Below are 19,285 nucleotides of genomic sequence, written 5' to 3'. Positions count from 1 at the left end.
CCTCCCTCCGGAAACGACCGAGCCCCCTCGTTCGGAGGGGGCTCGATGGGGGATCCACCCATCAGGGGGATCCGGCGCATCGTCTCCCGATGCCGCGTGTCGATGCCGTCTGTCGATGCAGGAGGGTCAGGCCGTTCAGTGGGAACGGATCATCGTGCCGTAAGCCTGCTCGGACAGGATCTCCAGCAGCATCGCGTGGGGGACGCGGCCGTCGATGATGTGGACGGCCTTGACGCCGCTGCGGGCGGCGTCCAGGGCGGAGGCGATCTTGGGCAGCATGCCGCCCGACAGCGTGCCGTCGGCGAAGAGCTCGTCGATCTCGCGCGCGGACAGGTCGGTCAGCAGGTTGCCCTGCTTGTCGAGCACGCCGGGGGTGTTGGTCAGCATCACCAGCTTCTCGGCCTTGAGCACCTCGGCCAGCTTGCCGGCGACGACGTCGGCGTTGATGTTGTAGCTCTCGTTGCTCTCGCCGAAACCGATCGGGCTGATGACGGGGATGAACTGGTCGTCCTGCAGCGCCTTCACGACGCTGGGGTCGATGGAGACGATGTCGCCGACGGAGCCGACGTCGTGCTCCTTGGCCGGGTCGTCCTTGTCGATCAGCTTGAGCTTCTTGGCGCGGATCATGCCGCCGTCGCGGCCGGTCAGGCCCACGGCCTTGCCGCCGGCGACGTTGATCAGGCCGACGATGTCCTGCTGCACCTCGCCGGCGAGCACCCATTCGACGACGCTCATCGTCTCCTCGTCGGTGACGCGCATGCCCTGGATGAAGTGGCCCTTCTTGCCGAGCTTGTTGAGCGCGTCCTCGATCTGCGGGCCGCCGCCGTGCACCACCACCGGGTTCAGGCCGACGAGCTTGAGCAGCACCACGTCCTCGGCGAAGTCCTGCTGCAGCGCGGGGTCGGTCATCGCGTTGCCGCCGTACTTGATGACGATGGTCTTGCCGTGGTACTTGCGGATGTAGGGCAGCGCCTGGGAGAGCAGCTCGGCCTTGTCGCGCGGCGGGATGTGGCTCAGATCGGCGTCGTGGACGGGAGGGGTGTTGCTCATGGTGCTGTCCGGAGGAGGCTGAGGGGGTGGGACGAGGTGAGGTTGGAGACGTGGAATGGATCGGGCGCCATTCTAGGACCGGCAAAATCGGCGCCATGCAAGTGCAGCAATATCTGAAACTGTCCGCCGGCGTGGCCGTGCTGACCATCGCCCTGAAGACGGCCGCCTGGTGGTGGACGGGCTCGGTGAGCCTGGCATCGGACGCGCTCGAATCGGGGGTGAACCTCGCCGGGGCGCTCTTCGGACTGGCGATGGTGACCGTCGCGCGGCGGCCGCCCGACGAGGACCACCCCTTCGGCCACCACAAGGCGGAGTACTTCTCCAGCGCCTTCGAGGGCGCGCTGATCCTGATCGCGGCGCTGGGCATCGGATGGGCGGCGGTCGAGCGGCTGCGCGCGCCGCAGCCGCTGGAGCAACTCGGCCTCGGCATGGCGCTGTCGCTGGTCAGCACGGCCATCAACGGCGCGCTGGCGTGGAAGATGCTGCAGGCCTCGCGCGAGCATCGCTCGATCGCGCTCGAGGCGGACGCGCGCCACCTGTTCACCGACGTCTGGACCTCGGTCGGCGTCGTGGCCGGCCTGATCGGCGTGATGCTGACGGGCTGGACCTGGCTGGATCCGCTGCTGGCGATCCTGGTCGCGCTGAACATCCTGCGCGAGGCGGTGCACCTGATGTGGAAGTCCACCGGCGGACTGATGGACATGGCGCTCGATCCCGAGGATCAGCGGACGATCGCCGAGGTGCTGGCGCGCTTCGCGTCGCCCGAGCTGCGTTTCGATCACGTCGCGACGCGCGTGGCCGGGCAGCAGCGGCATGTCGATTTCCATCTGCACGTCCCCGCGCGCTGGACGCTGGGCGAGGCCGCCAGGTTGCGCGGCGAGATCGAGCAGGCGCTGATGCGCGCCCTGCCCGGCTTGCGCGCCAGCATCCAGTTGCTGCCGGTGAACGTCGAGACGCGCTTCGCCGAACAGGCCGCGCGCGAAGAGGCGGCCGAGGCCGTCCCCGCGTCGGTCGCCATCAACATCCCCCGAAGGAAGGACAAACATGATCGCGCTGCTGCAACGGGTGAAGGAAGCCCGGGTCGATGTCGGCGACCGCTGTACCGGACAGATCGGCCCGGGCCTGCTGCTGCTGATCTGCGCCGAACCGCAGGACACCGAGGCAGTGTCGGAGAAGCTGCTGCAGAAGATCCTGAAGCTGCGCATCTTCAGCGACGAGGCCGGCAAGATGAACCGCAGCGTGCAGGACGTCGGCGGCGGTCTGCTGATCGTCTCGCAGTTCACGCTGGCGGCGGACGTCTCGGGCGGCAACCGGCCGAGCTTCACCGGCGCGGCGCCGGCCGAGCTCGGCCGCCGGCTCTACGACCATGCGGTCGCGTTCGCGCGATCGCAGCATCCGGTCGTCGGGACCGGCGAGTTCGGCGCAGACATGCAGGTCGCGCTCGTGAATGACGGGCCCGTCACGATTCCGATCCGGATGTGATGAGAATGCGGCCCTGGCACCGAAGATCGCTTTGAGGAACACATCATGATCAGTTACGTCACCCTGGGCAGCAACGACCGCCGCGCCGCCAAGGCCTTCTACGACGCCGCGCTCGCGCCGCTGGGATTGAAGCCGGGCTACTCGGACGACGAGATGGTCGGCTACGGCCCCGAGGGCGGCGAAACCCAGCTGTGGGTGGTGCAGCCCTTCAACGGGCTGGACGCCACGGTCGGCAACGGCTCGATGCTCGCGCTGGCCGCGTCGACGCGGGCGCAGGTCGACGCGGTGTACTCCGCGGCGATCAGCGGCGGGGGCAAGGATGACGGTCGCCCCGGCCCGCGCGAGAACTACGGGCCCAACTTCTACGCGGCCTATTTCCGCGACCTGGACGGCAACAAGGTGGGCGTGGTGTGCCGGTCGCCGGCATGACGATGGCCGCCTGAGGCCGGCCCTCCGGCCAGGCCGATGAACAGACGCCAATGAAAAGGCCCGCCGAAGGCGGGCCTGTAGGGAAGCGGGTCACCCCGCTCCGGGGGTCTTCGTCGATCAGTCGGCGTACTGACCCGCCGCCTTGATGATCGGCGTCCACTTGTTGATCTCGTCGGCGACGAACTTCTTGTGCTCGGCCGGGTTCACGCGGTTGTCGGTGACGATGACCGCGCCCAGCGCTTCCTCGCGCTTGTGGAACTCGGGATCCTTCAGCGCCGTCTTCAGCGCCGTGTTGATCTTTTCCAGCACCGCCTTCGGCGTGCCCTTGGGCGCGTACATGCCGTGCCAGATCGTCACGTTGAAGCCCTTCAGGCCGGACTCGTCCAGCGTCGGCAGCTTGGCCAGCGAACCGCCCAGGCGCTTGGTGGTCGAGACCGCATAGGCCTTGACCTTGCCGCCGTCGATCTGGGTCGTGGTGTTGGTCGTCTGATCGCACATCAGGTCGACCTGGCCGCCGATCAGGTCGGTCATCGCCGGGCCCGTGCCCTTGTACGGGACGGTGGTCATGTCGATCTTGACCGTGCTCATGTACAGCAGGCCGCACAGGTGCGAGGCGGAACCCAGGCCGGCGTTGGCCAGGTTGATCTTGCCCTTGTTGGCGCCCAGCCACTTCACCAGGTCGGCGTAGTTGGCGGCCGGCAGGTTGGGACGCGAGATCAGCGTCATCGGCACTTCGTTGATCAGGCCCAGGTACTCGAAGTCGTCCAGCGTCTTGTACTGCAGGTTGCGGTACAGGGCCGGCGAGGTCGAGATGCCGATGTGATGCAGCAGCAGCGTGTAGCCGTCCGGCGAGGCCTTGGACACCTTGGTGGCGCCCAGCGTGCCGCCGGCGCCGCCGACGTTCTCGATCACGATGGTCGCGTTCAGCGGCTTGCGCAGCGCCTCGGCCAGGTCGCGCGCGACCTTGTCGGTCGGGCCGCCGGCGGCGAACGGGACGACGATGGTCACCGGCTTGTCCGGATAGTCGGCCCAGGCGGCGCCGACGCTCAGCGCCGCGACGGAGGCGAGCAAGATCTTCTTCATGGTGTCTCTTCCTCGTTGGAAGTGTGGGTGATGGCGCGGATGCTAGGTCGCCGCCCCACATTGCAACTTACGGAAACTACGTAAGCCGGGATACCCCCGAGGAAGGAAACGGGAATTCAATCGAACTTCCGCAGGTCCTCGATGACTTTTCCGTCATTGGGCAGGGCGCCCCGCTCGACGAACACCACCTCGCCGCGCAGCTTGGTCACGTCGCGCAGCGCCACGGCCAGCCCGTCGGCCAGACTTTCGGGCATATCGCCGTCGGTCTCGACGTGCAGCGTCATCCGGTCCTGGGCCATCTCGCCCTCGACGACCAGACGTCCGCGCCGCGCCTGCGGGAAGCGTCGCAGCACCTCGGCCACCTGCCCGGCGTGCACGAACATGCCGCGCACCTTGGCGCTCTGGTCCGCGCGGCCCATCCAGCCCTTGATGCGGACGTTGGTGCGCCCGGTCGGGCAGGAGCCAGGGAGCACCGCCGACAGGTCGCCGGTGCCGAAGCGGATCAGCGGGTAATCGGGATTGAGCGTGGTGACGACCACTTCGCCGACTTCCCCGTCGGGCACCGGATCGCCCGTGCCGGGCCGGACGATCTCGAGGATCACGCCCTCGTCGACGACCAGTCCCTGCCGCGCGGCGGTCTCGTAGGCGATCAGCCCCAGGTCCGCGGTGGCGTAGCACTGGAAGCCGGCGATGCCGCGTTCGCCGCACCAGTCGCGCAGCGCGGCGGGGAAGGCCTCGCCGCTGACCAGCGCCTTGCGCACGGACAAGGGCTGACCCTGCTCCGCCGCCTTGTCCAGCAGGATCTTCAGGAAGCTCGGCGTGCCGACATAGGCCTGCGGCCGCAGCTCGGCCATCGCCTGCAGCTGCAGCTCGGTGTTGCCCACGCCGCCGGCGAACACCGTGCAGCCGAGCGCCTCCGCGCCGCCTTCCATCATGGCGCCGGCCGGCGTCAGGTGATAGCTGAACGAGTTGTGGACCAGGTCGCCCGCACGCAGGCCCGCCGCATGCAGCGCGCGGCCGACGCGCCAGTAGTCGCGCCCGTGCCCTTCGGGCTCGTAGATCGAACCCGGCGACTGGAACACGCGACGCGCGCCGCCGTCGCGCTTGAGGCCGCGCCAGCCGATCGTCGAGAAGCCGCCGAAAGGCTCGAACGGCACGCGCCCCGTGTCCGCGCGCACCGCCTGCTGGCGCGCCAGCAGTTCCGACTTGCGCGTCACCGGCAGCCGCGCCAGCGCGTCGCGCGTGCGGACCAAGTCCGGCTCCACGTCGGCCAGCAGTTCGCCGAAGGCCTCGGTGTTCTGCCGCGCGTTGGCCACCTGATGCGGCAACGCCGCCAGCAGCGCGGCTTCGCGCGCTGCCGGGTCGCGCGTCTCCAGCGCGTCGTAGAAATCGCGATCGGCGGCGCCCATCACTCCTCCGCCCACTGCGCCAGACGACGCTTGAGGTCATCCTGCAGCTTGCGCACGTCGGCCGCGTTGCGGCACACGCGTGTCTCCCAGTCGGGGCTGCGCGCCGGCTTCTTCGCCAGCTTCGCGGTGATCTGGCCCTCGGCGGCGGCGAGCTGGAGCACCTCCTGGTTCTCGAAGCTCCAGCCGGTGCCGCGCTCGGTCAGCGCGCGCAGGTCGCGCAATGCGCGCTTCAACTGCACCAGCGCCTCCTCGGCCTTGAACGGCGGGGGCGCGAAGAAGTCGTTGTCCATGAACTGCTCTCCCATCAATCCTTCAATGCGGCGATGCCTCGGCGGGCTCGCTCAAGCGAGCCAGCGCTTGCGGCGCTTGTAGCTCTTCACGTCGCGGAAGCTCTTGCGGTCGGTGCCGCCCATGCCGAGGTAGAACTCGCGCACGTCCTCGTTGTCGCGCAGCGCCTGGGCTTCGCCGTCCATGACGACGCGGCCGTTCTCGAGGATGTAGCCGTAGTCGGCATAACGCAGCGCCATGTTGGTGTTCTGCTCGGCCAGCAGGAAGGTCGTGCGCTCCTTCTGGTTGAGGTCGCGCACGATCTCGAAGACCTCCTCGACGATCTGCGGCGCCAGGCCCATCGAGGGCTCGTCCAGCAGCACCATCTTCGGATCGGCCATCAGCGCCCGGCCGATCGCGCACATCTGCTGCTCGCCGCCCGAGGTGTAGGCGGCCTGCGAGGTCCGCCGCGTCTTCAGCCGCGGAAAGTAGGCGTAGACCTTCTCCAACGTCTGCGCGACCGCCGCCTTGCCGTCGGTGCGGGTGTAGGCGCCGGTCAGCAGGTTCTCCTCGATCGTCAGGTGCGCGAAGCAGTGCCGCCCCTCCATCACCTGCACCACGCCGCGGTGCACGAGATCCGCCGGCGTGAGCCGCTCGATGCGCTCGCCGCGCAGCTCGATCGAGCCCTTGGTGACCTCGCCGCGTTCGCCCGCCAGCAGGTTGGAGACCGCGCGCAGCGTCGTGGTCTTGCCGGCGCCGTTGCCGCCGAGCAAGGCCACCACCGCCCCTTCGGGCACGCGCAGCGAGACGCCCTTGAGCACGAGGATCACGTGGTGGTAGATGACCTCGATGCCGTTGACGTCGAGCAGCGCGGGCGCCGCCGCGGCGGACGGCACGGCGATGGAAGGAACGGAAGTGGCTTGCATGGCGGTCGTGCTCAGGCGGGGTTCACGCGGGTGTCGGACAGGTGTCGGACGGCGTTCAGCCGCAGCTGCGCGGCTTCAGGTTCTTGTCCTTGGCGTACTTGGCGGCGTACTCCTTGACCAGCGGATCGATGTGGGTCTTGTCCGAGGTGTACCAGTCGGACGCGATGTTCCACTTCGCGCCGTCCCACTGGACGATGCGCGCCCAGTCGTTGCCCATGTGGTTGGCGCAGCTGGTCTGCACCGGGCGCATCACCTCGCCGAAGCCCAGCGCCTTGAGCCGGTCGGCGGTCAGGTTCAGGTTCTCGAAGCCCCAGCGCACCTGCTCGGGCGTCATGACCTTGCCCTTGCCGTACTTCTCCTGCGCGGTGCGGATCGCCTCGACCTGCAGCATCGAGATCATCATCCCGCGCGTGTGCGCCAGCGCGCCGATGCCGGTGGCCGGGCCGGTGCCCTGCCCCTTGTCGTAGACGAACTTCTTCAGCTCGTCATGGACCTTGTCCTTCGCGGCGCTGTTGTGCAGCGTGATCGCGTTGTAGCCCTTGGCGCCGGCGCCGATGTCCTTGACGTCGTGGTCCGAGCCTGCCCACCAGATCGCGTAGATCTTCTCGCGCGGGTAGCCGCTGGCCTGCGCCTCGCGGATGCCGGCCGGCGTCATCACGCCGGCGGACCAGAACAGCACGTAGTCGGGCCGCTGCTGGCGGATCTGCAGCCAGGTCGACTTCTGCTCGACCCCGGGCGGCGTGACCGGATACAGCACGACCTCGAAGCCTTCGGCCGCGGCGCGCTTCTGGATCAGCGGGATCGGCTCCTTGCCGTAGGGGCTGTCGTGATAGACCAGCGCGATCTTCTTGCCCTTGAGCGAGCCCTTCTCCTTCTTCGCGATGTCCTGCAGCATCACGTCGGCGGCGGTCCAGTAGGTACCCAGCAGCGGGAAATTCCATTCGAAGACGGTGCCGTCGGCCGACTGCGACAGGCCGTATCCCGGCGTCTCGACGACCACCTTGTCGACGAAGGCCTTGTCCGTGACCGCGAAGGTGATGCCGGTCGACTGCGTGTCGAAGCCCGACGCGCCGCCGCCCTTGCCCTTCAGACGCTCGTAGCACTCGACGCCCTTGGCGGCGTCGTACGCGGTCTCGCATTCCTCGAAGGCCAGCTTGACGCCGTTCACGCCGCCGTCGCGCGCGTTCACCAGCTTCAGGTAGTCCTGCTTGCCGTCCGCCCAGGGCATGCCCAGCGGCGCGAACTGGCCGGTGCGATACACGAGCAGCGGGATGAACTGTTCGGCGGCGGCTTGCGCGCGCACGGCGACGGGCAGCAACGCGCCCGCCAGTGCGGCGACGGACAGCGCGCCACGCGCCAGGGTCTTCAAGCTCATGGTGTCGTCTCCTGATGGTGCACTCTGCGGTGCGGTTTGAAATCTCGTGGATTCAATCGAAGGTCGATGCCCGATCGACCGGCGATCAGTGCGGGAACGGCCACAGGCGCAGCTTCTGGCGCGCCGTGGACCAGAGCCGGGCCAGGCCATGCGGCTCGACGATGAGGAAGAACACGATCAGCGCGCCGAAGATCATGTGCTCGAGGTGCGAGGCCGTCGCGGTCGACAGCGGCAGGCCCAGCCAGTGCGGCACGTGGTTGAGCAGCAGCGGCAGCAGCACGATGAACGCGGCGCCGAAGAAGCTGCCGACGATGGAACCCAGCCCGCCGATGATGATCATGAACAGCAGCTGGAAGGACTTGTCGATGCCGAAGGCCGCCGGCTCCCACGCGCCCAGGTGGACGAAGCCCCACAGCGCGCCGGCCACGCCGACGATGAAGCTGCTGACCGCGAAGGCTGTCAGCTTCGCGTGCACCGGCCGGATGCCGATGACGGCGGCGGCGACGTCCATGTCGCGCATCGCCATCCACTCGCGGCCGATGGCCCCGCGCACCAGGTTCTTGGTCAGGATGCCGCACACGACCACCAGCGACAGGCACAGCAGGTAGCGCTGCGCCGGCGTCTCCAGCGGCAGGCCGAAGAGCTGCAGCGTGCCGACGCTCACCGAGCCCGACGACGAGTGGTTCGTCACCCACGGCATGCGGTTGACGAACCAGTCGATGAAGAACTGCGCCGCCAGCGTGGCGACCGCGAGGTAGAGCCCACGGATGCGCAGGCTGGGCAGCCCGAACACCACGCCGCAGACCGTCGCGGCCAGGCCGCCGCCGATCAGCGACAGCAGCAGCGGCATGCCCTCGATGCGCACCTGCAGGTTGAAGGCCGCATAGGCGCCGACGGCCATGAAGGCGCCGGTGCCCAGCGAGATCTGCCCGCAGTAGCCCACGAGCACGTTCAGGCCGAGGGCCGCCAGTGACAGCACGAGGAACGGGATCAGCACCGCGCGGAAGGTGTAGTCGCTGGCCAGCCAGGGCACCGCGACGAAGGCGATCAGCGCGAGCGCGAGCACCGCCCGGCGATCCTGCGCGACCGGGAACAGCGCCAGGTCCGCGCGGTAGGAGGCCTTGAACTGGCCGTTTTCACGATAGAACACGGTCGTCCCCCTTACACGCGGTCGATGATCTTGTCGCCGAAGAGGCCCTGCGGCCGCACCAGCAGGAAGCCCAGCGCGAGCACGTAGGCGAACCAGTTCTCGATGCCGCCGCCGACGGCGGGGCCGAGGTAGATCTCGGACAGCTTCTCGCCGACGCCGATGATCAGTCCGCCGACGATCGCACCCGGCACCGAGGTCAGGCCGCCGAGGATGACGACCGGGAAGGCCTTCAGCGCGACGAGCGAGATCGAGTACTGCACGCCCAGCTTGCTGCCCCAGATGATCCCGGCCACCAGCGCGACCAGTCCGCCGACGGACCAGACGATCACCCAGATGCGCGACAGCGGGATGCCGATGGACTGCGCGGCCTGGTGGTCGTCGGCGACCGCGCGCAACGCGCGGCCGGTGCGGGTCTTCTGGAAGAACAGCGACAGCAGGCCGACCAGCGCCGCGGCGATCACGGCCGAGTACAGGTCTTCCTTGTTGAGCAGCAGGCCGCCGGGGAAGCTGTCCTCGAGCACGAACAGCGGATCCTTCGGCAGGCCCACGTCGATCTTGTAGGTCGAGCTGCCGAAGATCAGTTGCCCGGCGCCGTCCAGGAAATAGCTGATGCCCAGCGTCGCCATCAGCAGCGTGATCGCCGGCTGGTTGACGAGGCCGCGCAGCGCCAGACGCTCGACCAGCCACGCGACGACGACCATGCAGGCCGCGGCCGCGATCAGCGCCAGCACGTTGGCCAGCAGCAGGCTCTCGAAGCCGAGCCACTGCGGGAACCATTCGGCGAAGCGCGCCATCGCCAGCGCCGCGAACAGCACCATCGCACCCTGAGAGAAATTGAAGACCCCGGAGGCCTTGAAGATCAGCACGAAGCCCAGCGCGACGAGCGCGTACAGCATGCCGGCCATCAGCCCGCCGAAGACGGTTTCGAGGAAGAAGCCCATGATGTTGTCCTTGTCCTGCCTGCTGCTTGCTGCCTGCTTCTTCCGGCGGTCACTCGCCCGCGCCGAGGTAGGCGCGGATCACCTCGGGATTGGCGCGCACCTCGTCGGGCGTGCCGTCGCCGATCTTCTTGCCGTAGTCGAGCACCACGACGCGGTCGCTGATGTCCATCACCACGCCCATGTCGTGCTCGATCAGCACGATCGTCGTTCCGAACTCGTCGTTGACGTCGAGGATGAAGCGGCACATGTCCTGCTTCTCCTCGACGTTCATGCCGGCCATCGGCTCGTCGAGCAGTAGCACCTTGGGCTCCATCGCCAGCGCGCGGCCCAGGTCGACGCGCTTCTGCAGCCCGTAGGACAGCCCGCCGACCGGCGTCTTGCGATGCGCCTGGATCTCGAGGAAATCGATGATGCGCTCGACCTTCTCGCGGTGCTCGATCTCCTCGCGCACCGCCGGGCCGAGGCGCAGCGCCTGCCACAGGAGGTTGCGCTTCATGTGCAGGTTGCGGCCGGACATGATGTTGTCCAGCACGCTCATGCCCTTGAACAGCGCCAGGTTCTGGAAGGTGCGCGCCACGCCGCGCTCGGCCATGCGGCGCAGCCGTGTGCGCGGCGACCACTTCCGGACGTCCTCGCCGCGGTAGCGGATGTCGCCCTGCTGCGGCTGGTACACGCCGTTGATGCAGTTCAGCATCGAGCTCTTGCCGGCGCCGTTGGGGCCGATGATGGCGCGGATCTCATGCTCGCGGACGTCGAAGCTGATGTCGTTGAGCGCCTTCACGCCGCCGAAGGACAGCGTGATGTGCTCGACCTCGAGGATCACGTCGCCGATGCGCCGGTCCGGCGTCGCGTCGCCCGCGGAGCGCGGCGATGCCGCCCCCTGCGCCGGCGTCGCCGGAGGCGCGGCGTGGCCGGCTTCCTGGAACTGTGCCCCGGCCGACGCGGCCGCTCCGCCGTTCGCGGCATTGACGGTGAGACTGGCGCTCATCAGGCGGCCCTCCGGGTGTGCGGGAAGGTGGTGGCCGACTCGATGCGCAGGTCGGCGCTGACGCTGCCGCTGCGGCCGTCCTCGAAGCGGACCGCCGTCTCGATGTACTGCGAGGCCTTGCCCGCGTAGAGCGCGTCGATCAGCACCGCGTACTTGTCGGCGATCGCGCCGCGGCGGACCTTGCGCGTGCGGGTGAGCTCGCCGTCGTCGGCGTCGAGTTCCTTGTGCAGCACCAGGAAACGCGTGATCTGGCTGCCGGCGAGCCGCTCGTCCTGCGCCAGATCGGCGTTGACCTTCTCGACGCAGTCCTTGATCAGTCCCAGCACCTCGGGCTTGCCGGCGAGATCGGTGTAGCCGGCGTAGGCGAGGTTGCGGCGCTCAGCCCAGTTGCCGACGGCCTCGAAGTCGATGTTGACGAAGGCGCAGACGTGGTCGCGCCCGTCGCCGAAGGCCACCGCCTCCTTGATGAAGGCGAAGAACTTCAGCTTGTTCTCGACGTACTTGGGCGCGAACATCGCGCCGTCGAACGGTCCGCCGCGCAGCCGGCCGACATCCTTGGCGCGGTCGATGATCTTCAGGTGACCGCCCGCGTCGAGGAAGCCCGCGTCGCCGGTGCGGTACCAGCCGTCGGCGCCCAGCACCTCGGCCGTCGCCTCCGGGTTCTTGTAGTAGCCCTGGAGCAGGCCCGGCGAGCGCACCAGGATCTCGCCGCTGTCGGCGAGCTTGATCTCGACGCCGTCGATGGGCACGCCGACGGTGTCCGACTTCGCTTCGTGGTCCGGCTGCAGGCAGACGAAGACGGCGGTCTCGGTCGAGCCGTAGAGCTGCTTCAGGTTGATGCCGATCGAGCGGTAGAAGCTGAAGAGATCGGGCCCGATCGCCTCGCCCGCCGTGTAGGCCACGCGCACGCGGGAGAAACCCAGCGCGTTGCGCAGCGGACCGTAGATCGCGAGGTCGCCAAGGCGGTACTTGAAGCGTTCCCAGGCGTCCACCGGCTTGCCGTCCATCAGCGCGGGGCCGACGCGGTTCGCCAGCGCCATCGCCTTGGCGAAGAGCCAGCGCTTGGGCGCGCCGGCGTCCTCCATGCGGATCATCACGCTGGTGAGCAGGCCTTCGAAGACCCGCGGCGGCGCGAAGTAGTAGGTCGGTCCGATCTCCTTGAGATCGATGCTGACGGTGCTCGCCGACTCGGGGCAGTTGACGACGTAGCCGCAGGCCAGCCACTGTGCGTAGCTGAAGACGTTCTGGCCGATCCACGCGCACGGCAGGTAGGCGAGCACCTCTTCCCCGGCGGTCAGCTTGTCGAAGCGCGCACCGGCCTGGGCACGGTCGATCAGCGAGGTGTGCGTGTGCACCACGCCCTTCGGATGCCCGGTGGTGCCGGAGGTGAAGAACATCGCCGCCACGTCGCCGGCGCGGCCGGCCTCGACCTCGCGCTCGAACCAGCCGGGATGGCGCATCGCATGCGCGCGGCCGTCGTCGCACAGCGCGTCGATCGAGGCCAGGCCATCCGCCGCGTAATGACGCAGGCCGCGCGGATCGTCGAACCAGATGCGCCGCAGCGCAGGACATTGATCGCGGATCTCGAGCAGCTTGTCGACCTGCTCCTGGTCCTCGACGACGACGAAGGCGACCTCGGCGTTCTGCAGCGGATAGGCGAATTCGGCGGCGACCGCGTCCTGGTACAGCGGCACGGGGATGGCGCCCAGCGACTGCGCGGCGAGCATGGCCGCGTAGAGCCGGGGGCGGTTCTCGCCGATCACGACGAGGTGCTGGCCGCGCGTCATGCCGGCCGCGGCGAAGCCATGCGCGAGATCGCGCACCAGCGCCGCCAGCGCCGCCCAGTCGAGCGTCTGCCAGATGCCGAGCTCCTTCTCCCGCAGCGCCGGCGCGTGAGGGCGCTGGCGGGCGTGAGCGAGCAGCAGGCGGGGGAAGGTCTGTTCCACCGTTGTCTCCTTGTCGCCCCCGCTGTCGCCGTCTCTGATGGAGGCGCTCTGGCTGCGGGGTTGCGCCGACTGTAGGCCGGGCCATTGACGTCGTGTTGTCATTGCGACGACATTCCTAGGGACAGTTCGGGGAAGCGTTTTCCCCAGGGGGTCTCGTCAGGTTCCTGTCATGCGCGGGCGCGATGAACGGGGGATGGCTCCGATCATCGACACCGTTGTCCACGCCGCGCCGGGTTCCCCCCGCCCGCGGGCCTGCAGCCGTCCCTGTCCGGAGCCGTGCCCACGCAGCCGATCCGGTTGCGAGCGCGGGCCGCGAGCGCGCAGGAGATGAGCGCCATCCCGTGGCTGAAGGCGATCGAGCCCGAGCTGCGCGAGCGCGTCGCCTCGAGCATCCAGGTGGCGGAGGTCGACGTCGGCGAGCGGATCTGCCGCATCGGGCGCGAGGCCAACTTCTGGTTCGGCGTGATCGACGGCCTGCTGAAGATGAGCAACGACGAGGCGGCGGCCCGGCAGGTCACGTTCACCGGCGTCCCGCCGGGCGGCTGGTTCGGCGAAGGCACGCTGCTCAAGCGCGAGGCCTACCGCTACAACATCCAGGCGCTGCGTCGCAGCGTGGTCGCGGGGCTGCCGCTGGAGAGCTTCCACGAACTGCTGGCGACCAGCCTCGCGTTCAACCGCTACGTGCTCAACCAGCTCAACGAACGGCTCGGGCAATTCATCGCCGCGCGCGAGATCGACCGCCAGAGCGACCCCGACCTGCGCGTGGCGCGCAACCTGGCGGCGCTGTTCCATCCGCAGCTCTACCCGGGCGTGAACGGGCTGCTGCGCATCACGCAGCAGGAGCTGGGCCACCTGGTGGGGCTCTCTCGCCAGCGCGTCAACGAGGCGCTGCGCCACCTGCAGGAGCAGCGCCTCATCGCCGTCGAGTACGGCGGGCTAAGGGTGCTCGATCTGGCGGGGTTGCGGGTGTATCCGCAGCAGTAGGGCCGGCAACACCGGTAGCCCCCGACGACTTCGCGGTTCGCTCCTTCGCGCGACGTCGCGCGTTGTAGAAGGCAAGCCCGAAGACACACGCGGCGAAAAACATGCAGGTGGGCCGAACCACCTAAAGGAGTGGGAGGCGACACATGGCGCGCGCCACGGCGTGCGCAATCACGCCCCGAACGGTGTTGCTTCCGGCGGTTCCTGCGGCAGGGCCGCGTACTGCCCGGCGTTGATCTCGTAGAGCAGGCTCGCCGCCTCGCCCGGGCAGTCGGCGACCGAGCCGGTCAGGCGCAGGCCGACACGCTCCAGCGTCTTGCGCGCCGCCGTGTTGCCCGGCGCCAGCAGCGCGTGCACCGAGGTCGCGTGCAGGCTGTCGAAGGCCAGCGCCAGCGCGGCCGTCGCCATCTCCGCCGCGTAGCCGCGGCCCCAGTGGTCGGACAGGAAGTGGAACTCCAGCAGCAGCGCCGGCGCGCCGCAGATGCGGCCCCGGCTCAAGCCCCCGAAACCGATCGCGCCCAGCGCGGGCTGATCACGCAACGCCACCGCCCACGGGCCCAGGCCGTCGCGGGTCCAGAGCGCGCGCCAGAGCTCCAGCCGCTCGGACGCAGCCGGACCGCCCGCGTCGAATCGACGATTCGCGGGATCGGTCAGCAGGTCGCGGAACGTGCGGGCATCCGCCGCAGCGGGCGGACGCAGACTCAGCCGGCGGGTCGCGGTGAGCCGCTCGACGGCGGGGATGGAGATGAAGGGTGCAAGCATAGGGTTAACCCGCAAATTATGCGCCCAAGCGGAATTTCAAGTGCAGCGTCGACCGGGCGGTCGAGTGACAGCCCCGGACTTGCGTCACGAAACGTGACGAAGCGGATGGAACCGGAGAAGCTTTGAGCCGGTCGCCTGCCCGGTGCCCGCCATTCGCCCGGATGAGGGGGATGCCCCTCGCCGGATCGATGCCGACAGCCCGCGGACAGGTCGGGAGGCCCTCGCTGGCATAGCATTCCCGGCATCCGCGGGTCTCGCGGGGGAGTCCTCTCCCCTCCGGGTCCCGTCCCCCACGACGACGCGGCGCCCGGCGCCGCAGGAACGAGAGCCTCGTCATGAAGCTGCTGGTCATCGAAGACAACCCGGACATCGTCGCCAACCTGTTCGCCTACCTGGAGCCGATGGGCTACGCGCTGGACGTGGCCCGCAACGGCCTGGGCGGCCTGGCGCAGGCCGCCGCCGGCTCCTACGACGCGATCGTGCTGGACCTGACGCTGCCCGGCCTGGACGGCCTGGACGTCGCCCGCCGCCTGCGCAAGGACTTCCGCCGCCCCACCCCCATCCTCATGCTGACCGCGCGCGACACGATCGCCGACAAGGTCACCGGCTTCGAGAGCGGCGCCGACGACTACCTCGTCAAGCCCTTCTCGCTGGTCGAGCTGGAGATCCGCCTCAAGGCGCTGATGCGGCGCTCCCACGGGCTGAACCTCAGCTCGGCGGTCAGCTACGCCGACGTCAACTACGACCCCGACACGCTCGAGGCCACCCGCGCCGGCAAGCCGCTGCAGCTGACGCCGACCGGCTACAAGCTGCTGTCCGCGCTGCTGCGCGAGGCACCCAAGCTGGTCCGCCGCGAGGACCTCGAGCGCGAGGTCTGGGGCAACGATCCGCCCGACAGCGACGCGCTGCGCACCCACATCCACGCGCTGCGCGCAGCGCTGGACAAGCCCTTCCCCATCCCGCTGCTGAAGACCCATCCGGGCATCGGCTACCGGCTGGTGTCGCCCGATGCGGGATGAGCCGCGGCGGAGCCACGGCCATCCACGCGACGACCCCCGCGACGACCCACGCGGTACCGGCCGCTCGACGGCCGCGCCGACCACGCTGCGCACGCGCGTCGCCGCCGCCTTCCTGCTGCTGACGCTGCTGGTCTGCGGCGCCTTCGCGGTCGCCGCGGTGCGCATCGCCTCGAGCATCGAGGACCGGCTGGTCGACCAGCGCCTGGACCGCACCGCCGACGAACTGATCGCCCGCGAGAAGCAGGGCCTGGAGGCCGACCTGCCGCCCAGCGTCACGCTCTACCGCGGCGACGCCATCCCGCAGGCGTTGCGCGGCAAGCCGCCCGGCAAGTACACGCTGCCGCAGGACGACGCCACCTTCACCGCGCTGGTCCGCGACGACCTCGGCGAGGTCTTCGTGCTGACCGACCGCGACGAGGACTTCGCCAAGATCGAGGCCGGCGTCTATGGCCTGCTCGGCCTGGCCTTCGTCTGCTGCCTGGGGCTGGCGCTGTTCCTCGCGCAACTGACCGCGAGCCGCATCGTCGCCCCGGTGACCGCGCTGGCCCGCGCCGTCGAGACCGACGCCGCGCCGCGCGACTATCCGCTGCTGGATTCGACCGACGAGATGGGCGTGCTGTCGCGCGCGTTCGCGGCCAAGACCGAGGCGCAGCAGCGCTACCTGGACCGCGAGCGCTGGTTCACCGGCGACGTCAGCCACGAGCTGCGCACGCCGCTGGCCGTCATGCTCGGCGCGGCCGAAGTGCTGAAGGCGCGCCTGCACGGTCGTGACGACATGGTCGAACTGGCCGAGCGCATCCGGCGCACCGCGGCCGACACCAGCGAGCGCGTCGTCGCGATGCTGCTGCTGTCGCGCGATCCGGCCAGCATCGGCGCGCCGCCGACCGCGCTGCTGCCGCTGCTGCGCCAGGAGATGGAGCGCTGCCGGCCGCTGCTCAAGGGCAAGGAAGTCGAGATGACGCTGCATGCCGCGTCCGCCGACGCCGGCCTGGAAGTGCCGGCCCGCCCCGAGCTCGCGGCCATCGCGCTCGGCAACCTGATCCGCAACGCCTGCCAGTTCACCGACCAGGGCCGCGTCGACATCCAGCTCGAGGCCGGCCGCGTGATCATCGAGGACACCGGCATCGGCATCCCGCCGGCCGTGCGGGACCGGATCTTCGACCGCTTCATGCAAGTCGACCCGGCGGGCGCCGGCAGCGCCGGCCTCGGCCTGGCCATCGTCAAACGCGTCGCCGAGCACCTGGGCTGGACTGTCAGCCTGGAGGCGCCGGCCCGCGGCGGTACGCGATTCGTACTTGCTTTCCCCACTTCGCCCACGTCCGGGCCCGCGCCTGCGGAGGCGCCGCCCCGCCATCCGGACATTCTCCCGACTTGAGTTGAAACAGCCCTGGACGGGGCATGTCGTCGCCCTATACTGTATGCGCATACAGTGATTGCACGCCGGTTCCCCAACCGGCGTTTTTGTCTCCGACGACGCCCGCCATGCCGCCCCTGTCCGCTCCCCTTGCCCCGCTTCCGCCGGCCGTGGCCGACGCGCTCTGGCGCGGCGACGAGCTGGGCCGCGGCACGGACACCGTCTGGCCGAGCGGGTTCGACGCGCTCGATGCCGAGTTGCCCGGCGGCGGCTGGCCCGGTCGCCAGCTGACCGAGATCCTGCTGCCGCAGTTCTCGCTCGCGGAGTGGCGGCTGGCCGGACCGGCGTTGCGGCGCGTGGTCGCCGACGGCGCGGCGGTGGCGATGGTCGGGCCGCCCAAGCGCCCCCACCTGCCCGGCCTGATGCACCTGGGGCTGGACGAGCGGCACCTCGTCTGGATCGACGCGCGCGCGCCGTCGGAACGGCTCTGGTGCGCCGAACAACTGATCAAGTCCAACGCGGCCGGCGCGGTGCTGGCCTGGATGCCGCAGGCCGCGCCCGAGCAGCTGCGACGGCTGCAGGTGCTGGCGCAGTCGTTCGAAGGGCCGGTGTTCCTGTTCCGTCCGCTGGCGGCCCGCCATGACCCGTCGCCGGCACCGCTGCGGGTGGTGGCGACGATCGCTGTCGACTGGGCCCTGGACGTGCAGATCCTCAAGCGCAAGGGTCCCGCGCATGAGACCCCGCTGCGTCTGGCCTCGATTCCCGGCGGACTCGAGCAGGTGCTGACGCCGCGCGTGATGCAGCCCAGCACGATGCGTCCGGTGCCACCGGTCATGGCGCCGGTCGAGCCCGTCGTCGAGCCGGCCGCCCCTGTCCACGAGCCCATGCCGTCCGTCCTGTTCCCGGAGTTCTCCCATGCTATGGGTCGCACTGATATTGCCGCCTCGTCCGCCGGCGCCGTTTGAGGACCCGGCGACCGCGCCGCCGCCGCATCCCTGGGGGATCTGCGCGGAGACCCAGTCGGGCCTGGCCGTGTGGTGCCTGCAGTTCACGCCACGCGTGGCGCTGATGGAGGACGCGGTGGTGATGGAGGTCGAGGCCAGCCTGCGGCTGTTCCGCGGCCTGCCCGCGCTGAAGGCACGCCTGAGCGACGAGGCGCCCGACCTGGGCGCCGTCGGCATCGGCTGGGCCCCGTCGGCCACGGCGGCGCTGGTGCTGGCGCGTTGCGGCGTGCTCGACCTCGGCGGGCGTCTGCTGCAGGCGGTGCTGGACCCGCTGCCGCTGCAGGCGCTGAGCGCCGGCGCGGAGCATGCCGAGTCGCTGAGCCGCGCCGGCATCACCACGTTGGGCCAGTTGCGGGCGCTGCCCCGCGGGGGCATCGGCCGGCGCTTCGGCGCGCCGCTGCTGACGATGCTGGACCAGGCCTACGGGCTGCGGCCCGAGGCGCATGCCTGGGTCGCCCTGCCCGAGGACTTCCACGCCCGCATCGAGCTGCCCAGCCGCGAGGACCACGCGCCCGCGCTGCTGCTGGGCACCCGACCACTGCTGATGCGGCTGTGCGGCTGGCTGGCCGCGCGCCATGCCGGCGCCACCGGCGTCACGCTGCACTGGGTGCACGACTCGATGCGCGCCAAGGACGCCGGCGAAGGTGGAAGCCTCACGGTGCGCACGGCCGAGCCGATCCGCGAGCTCGAACACTTCTGCCGGCTGATGGCCGAGCACCTGGCCAAGACCCGGCTGCTGGCGCCGGTCGGCGAACTGCGGCTGGAGGCGGTCGGCGTGCAGTCGCTGGTCGAGGACAGCGGGTCCCTGCTGCCCGACGTGGTGCGCACCGGCGAGACGCTCTACCTGACGCTGGAGCGCATCGCCGCGCGGCTCGGGCCGGAACGCGTGCTGCAGCCGATCCTCGCCGACGACCATCGTCCGGAATGGATGACACGTTGGCGCCCGTGCGGCGATGGCCTCGCGCCGTCCCGCCGCAAGGGCAGGCAGCCAGCGATGCGCGCGCCGGACGTGCCGGAGCCGGCCTTCCTGCTCGATCCGCCGCTGCGGCTGGCGGTGCGCGACCATCGGCCGCATTACCAGGGGCACTGACGCTGCTGGTCGGGCCCGATCGCGTCGAA

The 19,285-nt window shown here is 69.7% G+C and carries 18 protein-coding genes and 1 pseudogene; 8 read left to right on the top strand and 11 right to left on the bottom strand.

All coding sequences use genetic code 11. The features are described from left to right. Positions 1-135: 135 nt before the first annotated feature. Complete coding sequence (gene argB / locus ACQ859_RS08870; protein ID WP_431258873.1) at positions 136-1,050, bottom strand: acetylglutamate kinase; 915 nt, start codon at positions 1,048-1,050, stop codon at positions 136-138. 95 nt (positions 1,051-1,145) lie between these two features. On the opposite strand from argB, the pseudogene ACQ859_RS08865 reads away from it, so the two are divergent. The 3 genes and pseudogenes from ACQ859_RS08865 to ACQ859_RS08855 all read left to right on the top strand — a co-directional run. Next, positions 1,146-1,919, top strand: a pseudogene (locus ACQ859_RS08865) (cation diffusion facilitator family transporter); the annotation flags it as partial. Between the two features lie 175 nt (positions 1,920-2,094). Beyond that, the gene (gene dtd / locus ACQ859_RS08860) at positions 2,095-2,532 is read left to right on the top strand and encodes a D-aminoacyl-tRNA deacylase (protein WP_431266497.1); all 438 of its coding nucleotides are present in this window, start codon (positions 2,095-2,097) and stop codon (positions 2,530-2,532) included. A 45-nt stretch (positions 2,533-2,577) separates the two neighbouring features. Next, positions 2,578-2,961 carry a VOC family protein gene (locus ACQ859_RS08855; RefSeq protein WP_431265473.1) on the top strand — a complete coding sequence of 128 codons (384 nt, stop codon included), beginning with the start codon at positions 2,578-2,580 and terminating at the stop codon, positions 2,959-2,961. 117 nt (positions 2,962-3,078) lie between these two features. Here the strand turns inward: ACQ859_RS08855 and ACQ859_RS08850 are convergent, their stop codons facing one another. From ACQ859_RS08850 to ACQ859_RS08810, 9 genes are all read right to left on the bottom strand, one after another. Further along, complete coding sequence (locus ACQ859_RS08850; protein ID WP_431265472.1) at positions 3,079-4,044, bottom strand: tripartite tricarboxylate transporter substrate-binding protein; 966 nt, start codon at positions 4,042-4,044, stop codon at positions 3,079-3,081. Positions 4,045-4,160: 116 nt separating this feature from the next. Then, complete coding sequence (locus ACQ859_RS08845; RefSeq protein ID WP_431265471.1) at positions 4,161-5,453, bottom strand: phenylacetate--CoA ligase family protein; 1,293 nt, start codon at positions 5,451-5,453, stop codon at positions 4,161-4,163. Further along, complete coding sequence (locus ACQ859_RS08840; RefSeq protein ID WP_331618143.1) at positions 5,453-5,743, bottom strand: hypothetical protein; 291 nt, start codon at positions 5,741-5,743, stop codon at positions 5,453-5,455. Before ACQ859_RS08840 ends, ACQ859_RS08845 begins: the two co-directional genes overlap by 1 nt. 51 nt (positions 5,744-5,794) lie before the next feature. Next, complete coding sequence (locus ACQ859_RS08835) at positions 5,795-6,646, bottom strand: ABC transporter ATP-binding protein (protein ID WP_431265470.1); 852 nt, start codon at positions 6,644-6,646, stop codon at positions 5,795-5,797. A 55-nt stretch (positions 6,647-6,701) separates the two neighbouring features. After that, positions 6,702-8,021: an ABC transporter substrate-binding protein gene (locus ACQ859_RS08830; RefSeq protein ID WP_431265469.1), complete on the bottom strand. Its 1,320-nt coding sequence runs from the start codon at positions 8,019-8,021 to the stop codon at positions 6,702-6,704. Positions 8,022-8,106: 85 nt separating this feature from the next. Next, entirely contained in the window at positions 8,107-9,171 is a 1,065-nt protein-coding gene (locus tag ACQ859_RS08825; protein ID WP_431265468.1) for a branched-chain amino acid ABC transporter permease, read from the bottom strand. An 11-nt stretch (positions 9,172-9,182) separates the two neighbouring features. Further along, positions 9,183-10,112 (bottom strand): branched-chain amino acid ABC transporter permease, encoded by a 930-nt coding sequence (locus tag ACQ859_RS08820; protein ID WP_431265467.1) that lies wholly within the window; start codon positions 10,110-10,112, stop codon positions 9,183-9,185. Positions 10,113-10,161: 49 nt separating this feature from the next. Beyond that, positions 10,162-11,100, bottom strand: a complete 939-nt coding sequence (locus tag ACQ859_RS08815) for an ABC transporter ATP-binding protein (protein WP_431265466.1) — start codon at positions 11,098-11,100, stop codon at positions 10,162-10,164. Then, the gene (locus tag ACQ859_RS08810) at positions 11,100-13,046 is read right to left on the bottom strand and encodes an AMP-dependent synthetase/ligase (RefSeq protein WP_431265465.1); all 1,947 of its coding nucleotides are present in this window, start codon (positions 13,044-13,046) and stop codon (positions 11,100-11,102) included. Before ACQ859_RS08810 ends, ACQ859_RS08815 begins: the two co-directional genes overlap by 1 nt. Before the next feature lie 327 nt (positions 13,047-13,373). On the opposite strand from ACQ859_RS08810, the gene ACQ859_RS08805 reads away from it, so the two are divergent. Then, complete coding sequence (locus ACQ859_RS08805) at positions 13,374-14,030, top strand: Crp/Fnr family transcriptional regulator (RefSeq protein ID WP_431266496.1); 657 nt, start codon at positions 13,374-13,376, stop codon at positions 14,028-14,030. 168 nt (positions 14,031-14,198) lie between these two features. Here the strand turns inward: ACQ859_RS08805 and ACQ859_RS08800 are convergent, their stop codons facing one another. Then, entirely contained in the window at positions 14,199-14,789 is a 591-nt protein-coding gene (locus ACQ859_RS08800; protein WP_431265464.1) for a GNAT family N-acetyltransferase, read from the bottom strand. 335 nt (positions 14,790-15,124) lie between these two features. Between ACQ859_RS08800 and ACQ859_RS08795 the strand changes: the two genes are divergently transcribed. From ACQ859_RS08795 to ACQ859_RS08780, 4 genes are all read left to right on the top strand, one after another. Next, entirely contained in the window at positions 15,125-15,808 is a 684-nt protein-coding gene (locus tag ACQ859_RS08795; RefSeq protein ID WP_431265463.1) for a response regulator transcription factor, read from the top strand. Continuing rightward, the gene (locus tag ACQ859_RS08790) at positions 15,798-17,183 is read left to right on the top strand and encodes a sensor histidine kinase (RefSeq protein WP_431265462.1); all 1,386 of its coding nucleotides are present in this window, start codon (positions 15,798-15,800) and stop codon (positions 17,181-17,183) included. The genes ACQ859_RS08795 and ACQ859_RS08790 overlap by 11 nt, the downstream gene beginning before the upstream one ends. A 107-nt stretch (positions 17,184-17,290) precedes the next feature. After that, positions 17,291-18,127 carry a translesion DNA synthesis-associated protein ImuA gene (gene imuA / locus ACQ859_RS08785; protein WP_431265461.1) on the top strand — a complete coding sequence of 279 codons (837 nt, stop codon included), beginning with the start codon at positions 17,291-17,293 and terminating at the stop codon, positions 18,125-18,127. Further along, positions 18,078-19,256 carry a Y-family DNA polymerase gene (locus tag ACQ859_RS08780; protein ID WP_431265460.1) on the top strand — a complete coding sequence of 393 codons (1,179 nt, stop codon included), beginning with the start codon at positions 18,078-18,080 and terminating at the stop codon, positions 19,254-19,256. Before imuA ends, ACQ859_RS08780 begins: the two co-directional genes overlap by 50 nt. Positions 19,257-19,285: the final 29 nt, after the last annotated feature.

The organism is Roseateles chitinivorans, assembly GCF_050632235.1.
Lineage (GTDB): Bacteria > Pseudomonadota > Gammaproteobacteria > Burkholderiales > Burkholderiaceae_C > Roseateles > Roseateles chitinivorans_A.
Note: the sequence above shows the minus strand (reverse complement) of the source record. Positions and strands in the feature narration are given on the sequence as shown.

Bases quoted from the DNA above. Each gene is read 5' to 3' on its own strand.
- ACQ859_RS08805 (WP_431266496.1), top strand. From the start codon at position 13,374: ATGAGCGCCATCCCGTGGCTGAAGGCGATCGAGCCCGAGCTGCGCGAG.
- ACQ859_RS08795 (WP_431265463.1), top strand. From the start codon at position 15,125: ATGAAGCTGCTGGTCATCGAAGACAACCCGGACATCGTCGCCAACCTG.
- ACQ859_RS08790 (WP_431265462.1), top strand. From the start codon at position 15,798: ATGCGGGATGAGCCGCGGCGGAGCCACGGCCATCCACGCGACGACCCC.
- dtd (WP_431266497.1), top strand. From the start codon at position 2,095: ATGATCGCGCTGCTGCAACGGGTGAAGGAAGCCCGGGTCGATGTCGGC.
- ACQ859_RS08840 (WP_331618143.1), bottom strand. From the start codon at position 5,743: ATGGACAACGACTTCTTCGCGCCCCCGCCGTTCAAGGCCGAGGAGGCG.
- ACQ859_RS08830 (WP_431265469.1), bottom strand. From the start codon at position 8,021: ATGAGCTTGAAGACCCTGGCGCGTGGCGCGCTGTCCGTCGCCGCACTG.
- ACQ859_RS08815 (WP_431265466.1), bottom strand. From the start codon at position 11,100: ATGAGCGCCAGTCTCACCGTCAATGCCGCGAACGGCGGAGCGGCCGCG.
- ACQ859_RS08855 (WP_431265473.1), top strand. From the start codon at position 2,578: ATGATCAGTTACGTCACCCTGGGCAGCAACGACCGCCGCGCCGCCAAG.
- ACQ859_RS08835 (WP_431265470.1), bottom strand. From the start codon at position 6,646: ATGCAAGCCACTTCCGTTCCTTCCATCGCCGTGCCGTCCGCCGCGGCG.
- ACQ859_RS08850 (WP_431265472.1), bottom strand. From the start codon at position 4,044: ATGAAGAAGATCTTGCTCGCCTCCGTCGCGGCGCTGAGCGTCGGCGCC.
- argB (WP_431258873.1), bottom strand. From the start codon at position 1,050: ATGAGCAACACCCCTCCCGTCCACGACGCCGATCTGAGCCACATCCCG.
- ACQ859_RS08800 (WP_431265464.1), bottom strand. From the start codon at position 14,789: ATGCTTGCACCCTTCATCTCCATCCCCGCCGTCGAGCGGCTCACCGCG.
- ACQ859_RS08820 (WP_431265467.1), bottom strand. From the start codon at position 10,112: ATGGGCTTCTTCCTCGAAACCGTCTTCGGCGGGCTGATGGCCGGCATG.
- ACQ859_RS08845 (WP_431265471.1), bottom strand. From the start codon at position 5,453: ATGGGCGCCGCCGATCGCGATTTCTACGACGCGCTGGAGACGCGCGAC.
- imuA (WP_431265461.1), top strand. From the start codon at position 17,291: ATGCCGCCCCTGTCCGCTCCCCTTGCCCCGCTTCCGCCGGCCGTGGCC.
- ACQ859_RS08780 (WP_431265460.1), top strand. From the start codon at position 18,078: ATGCTATGGGTCGCACTGATATTGCCGCCTCGTCCGCCGGCGCCGTTT.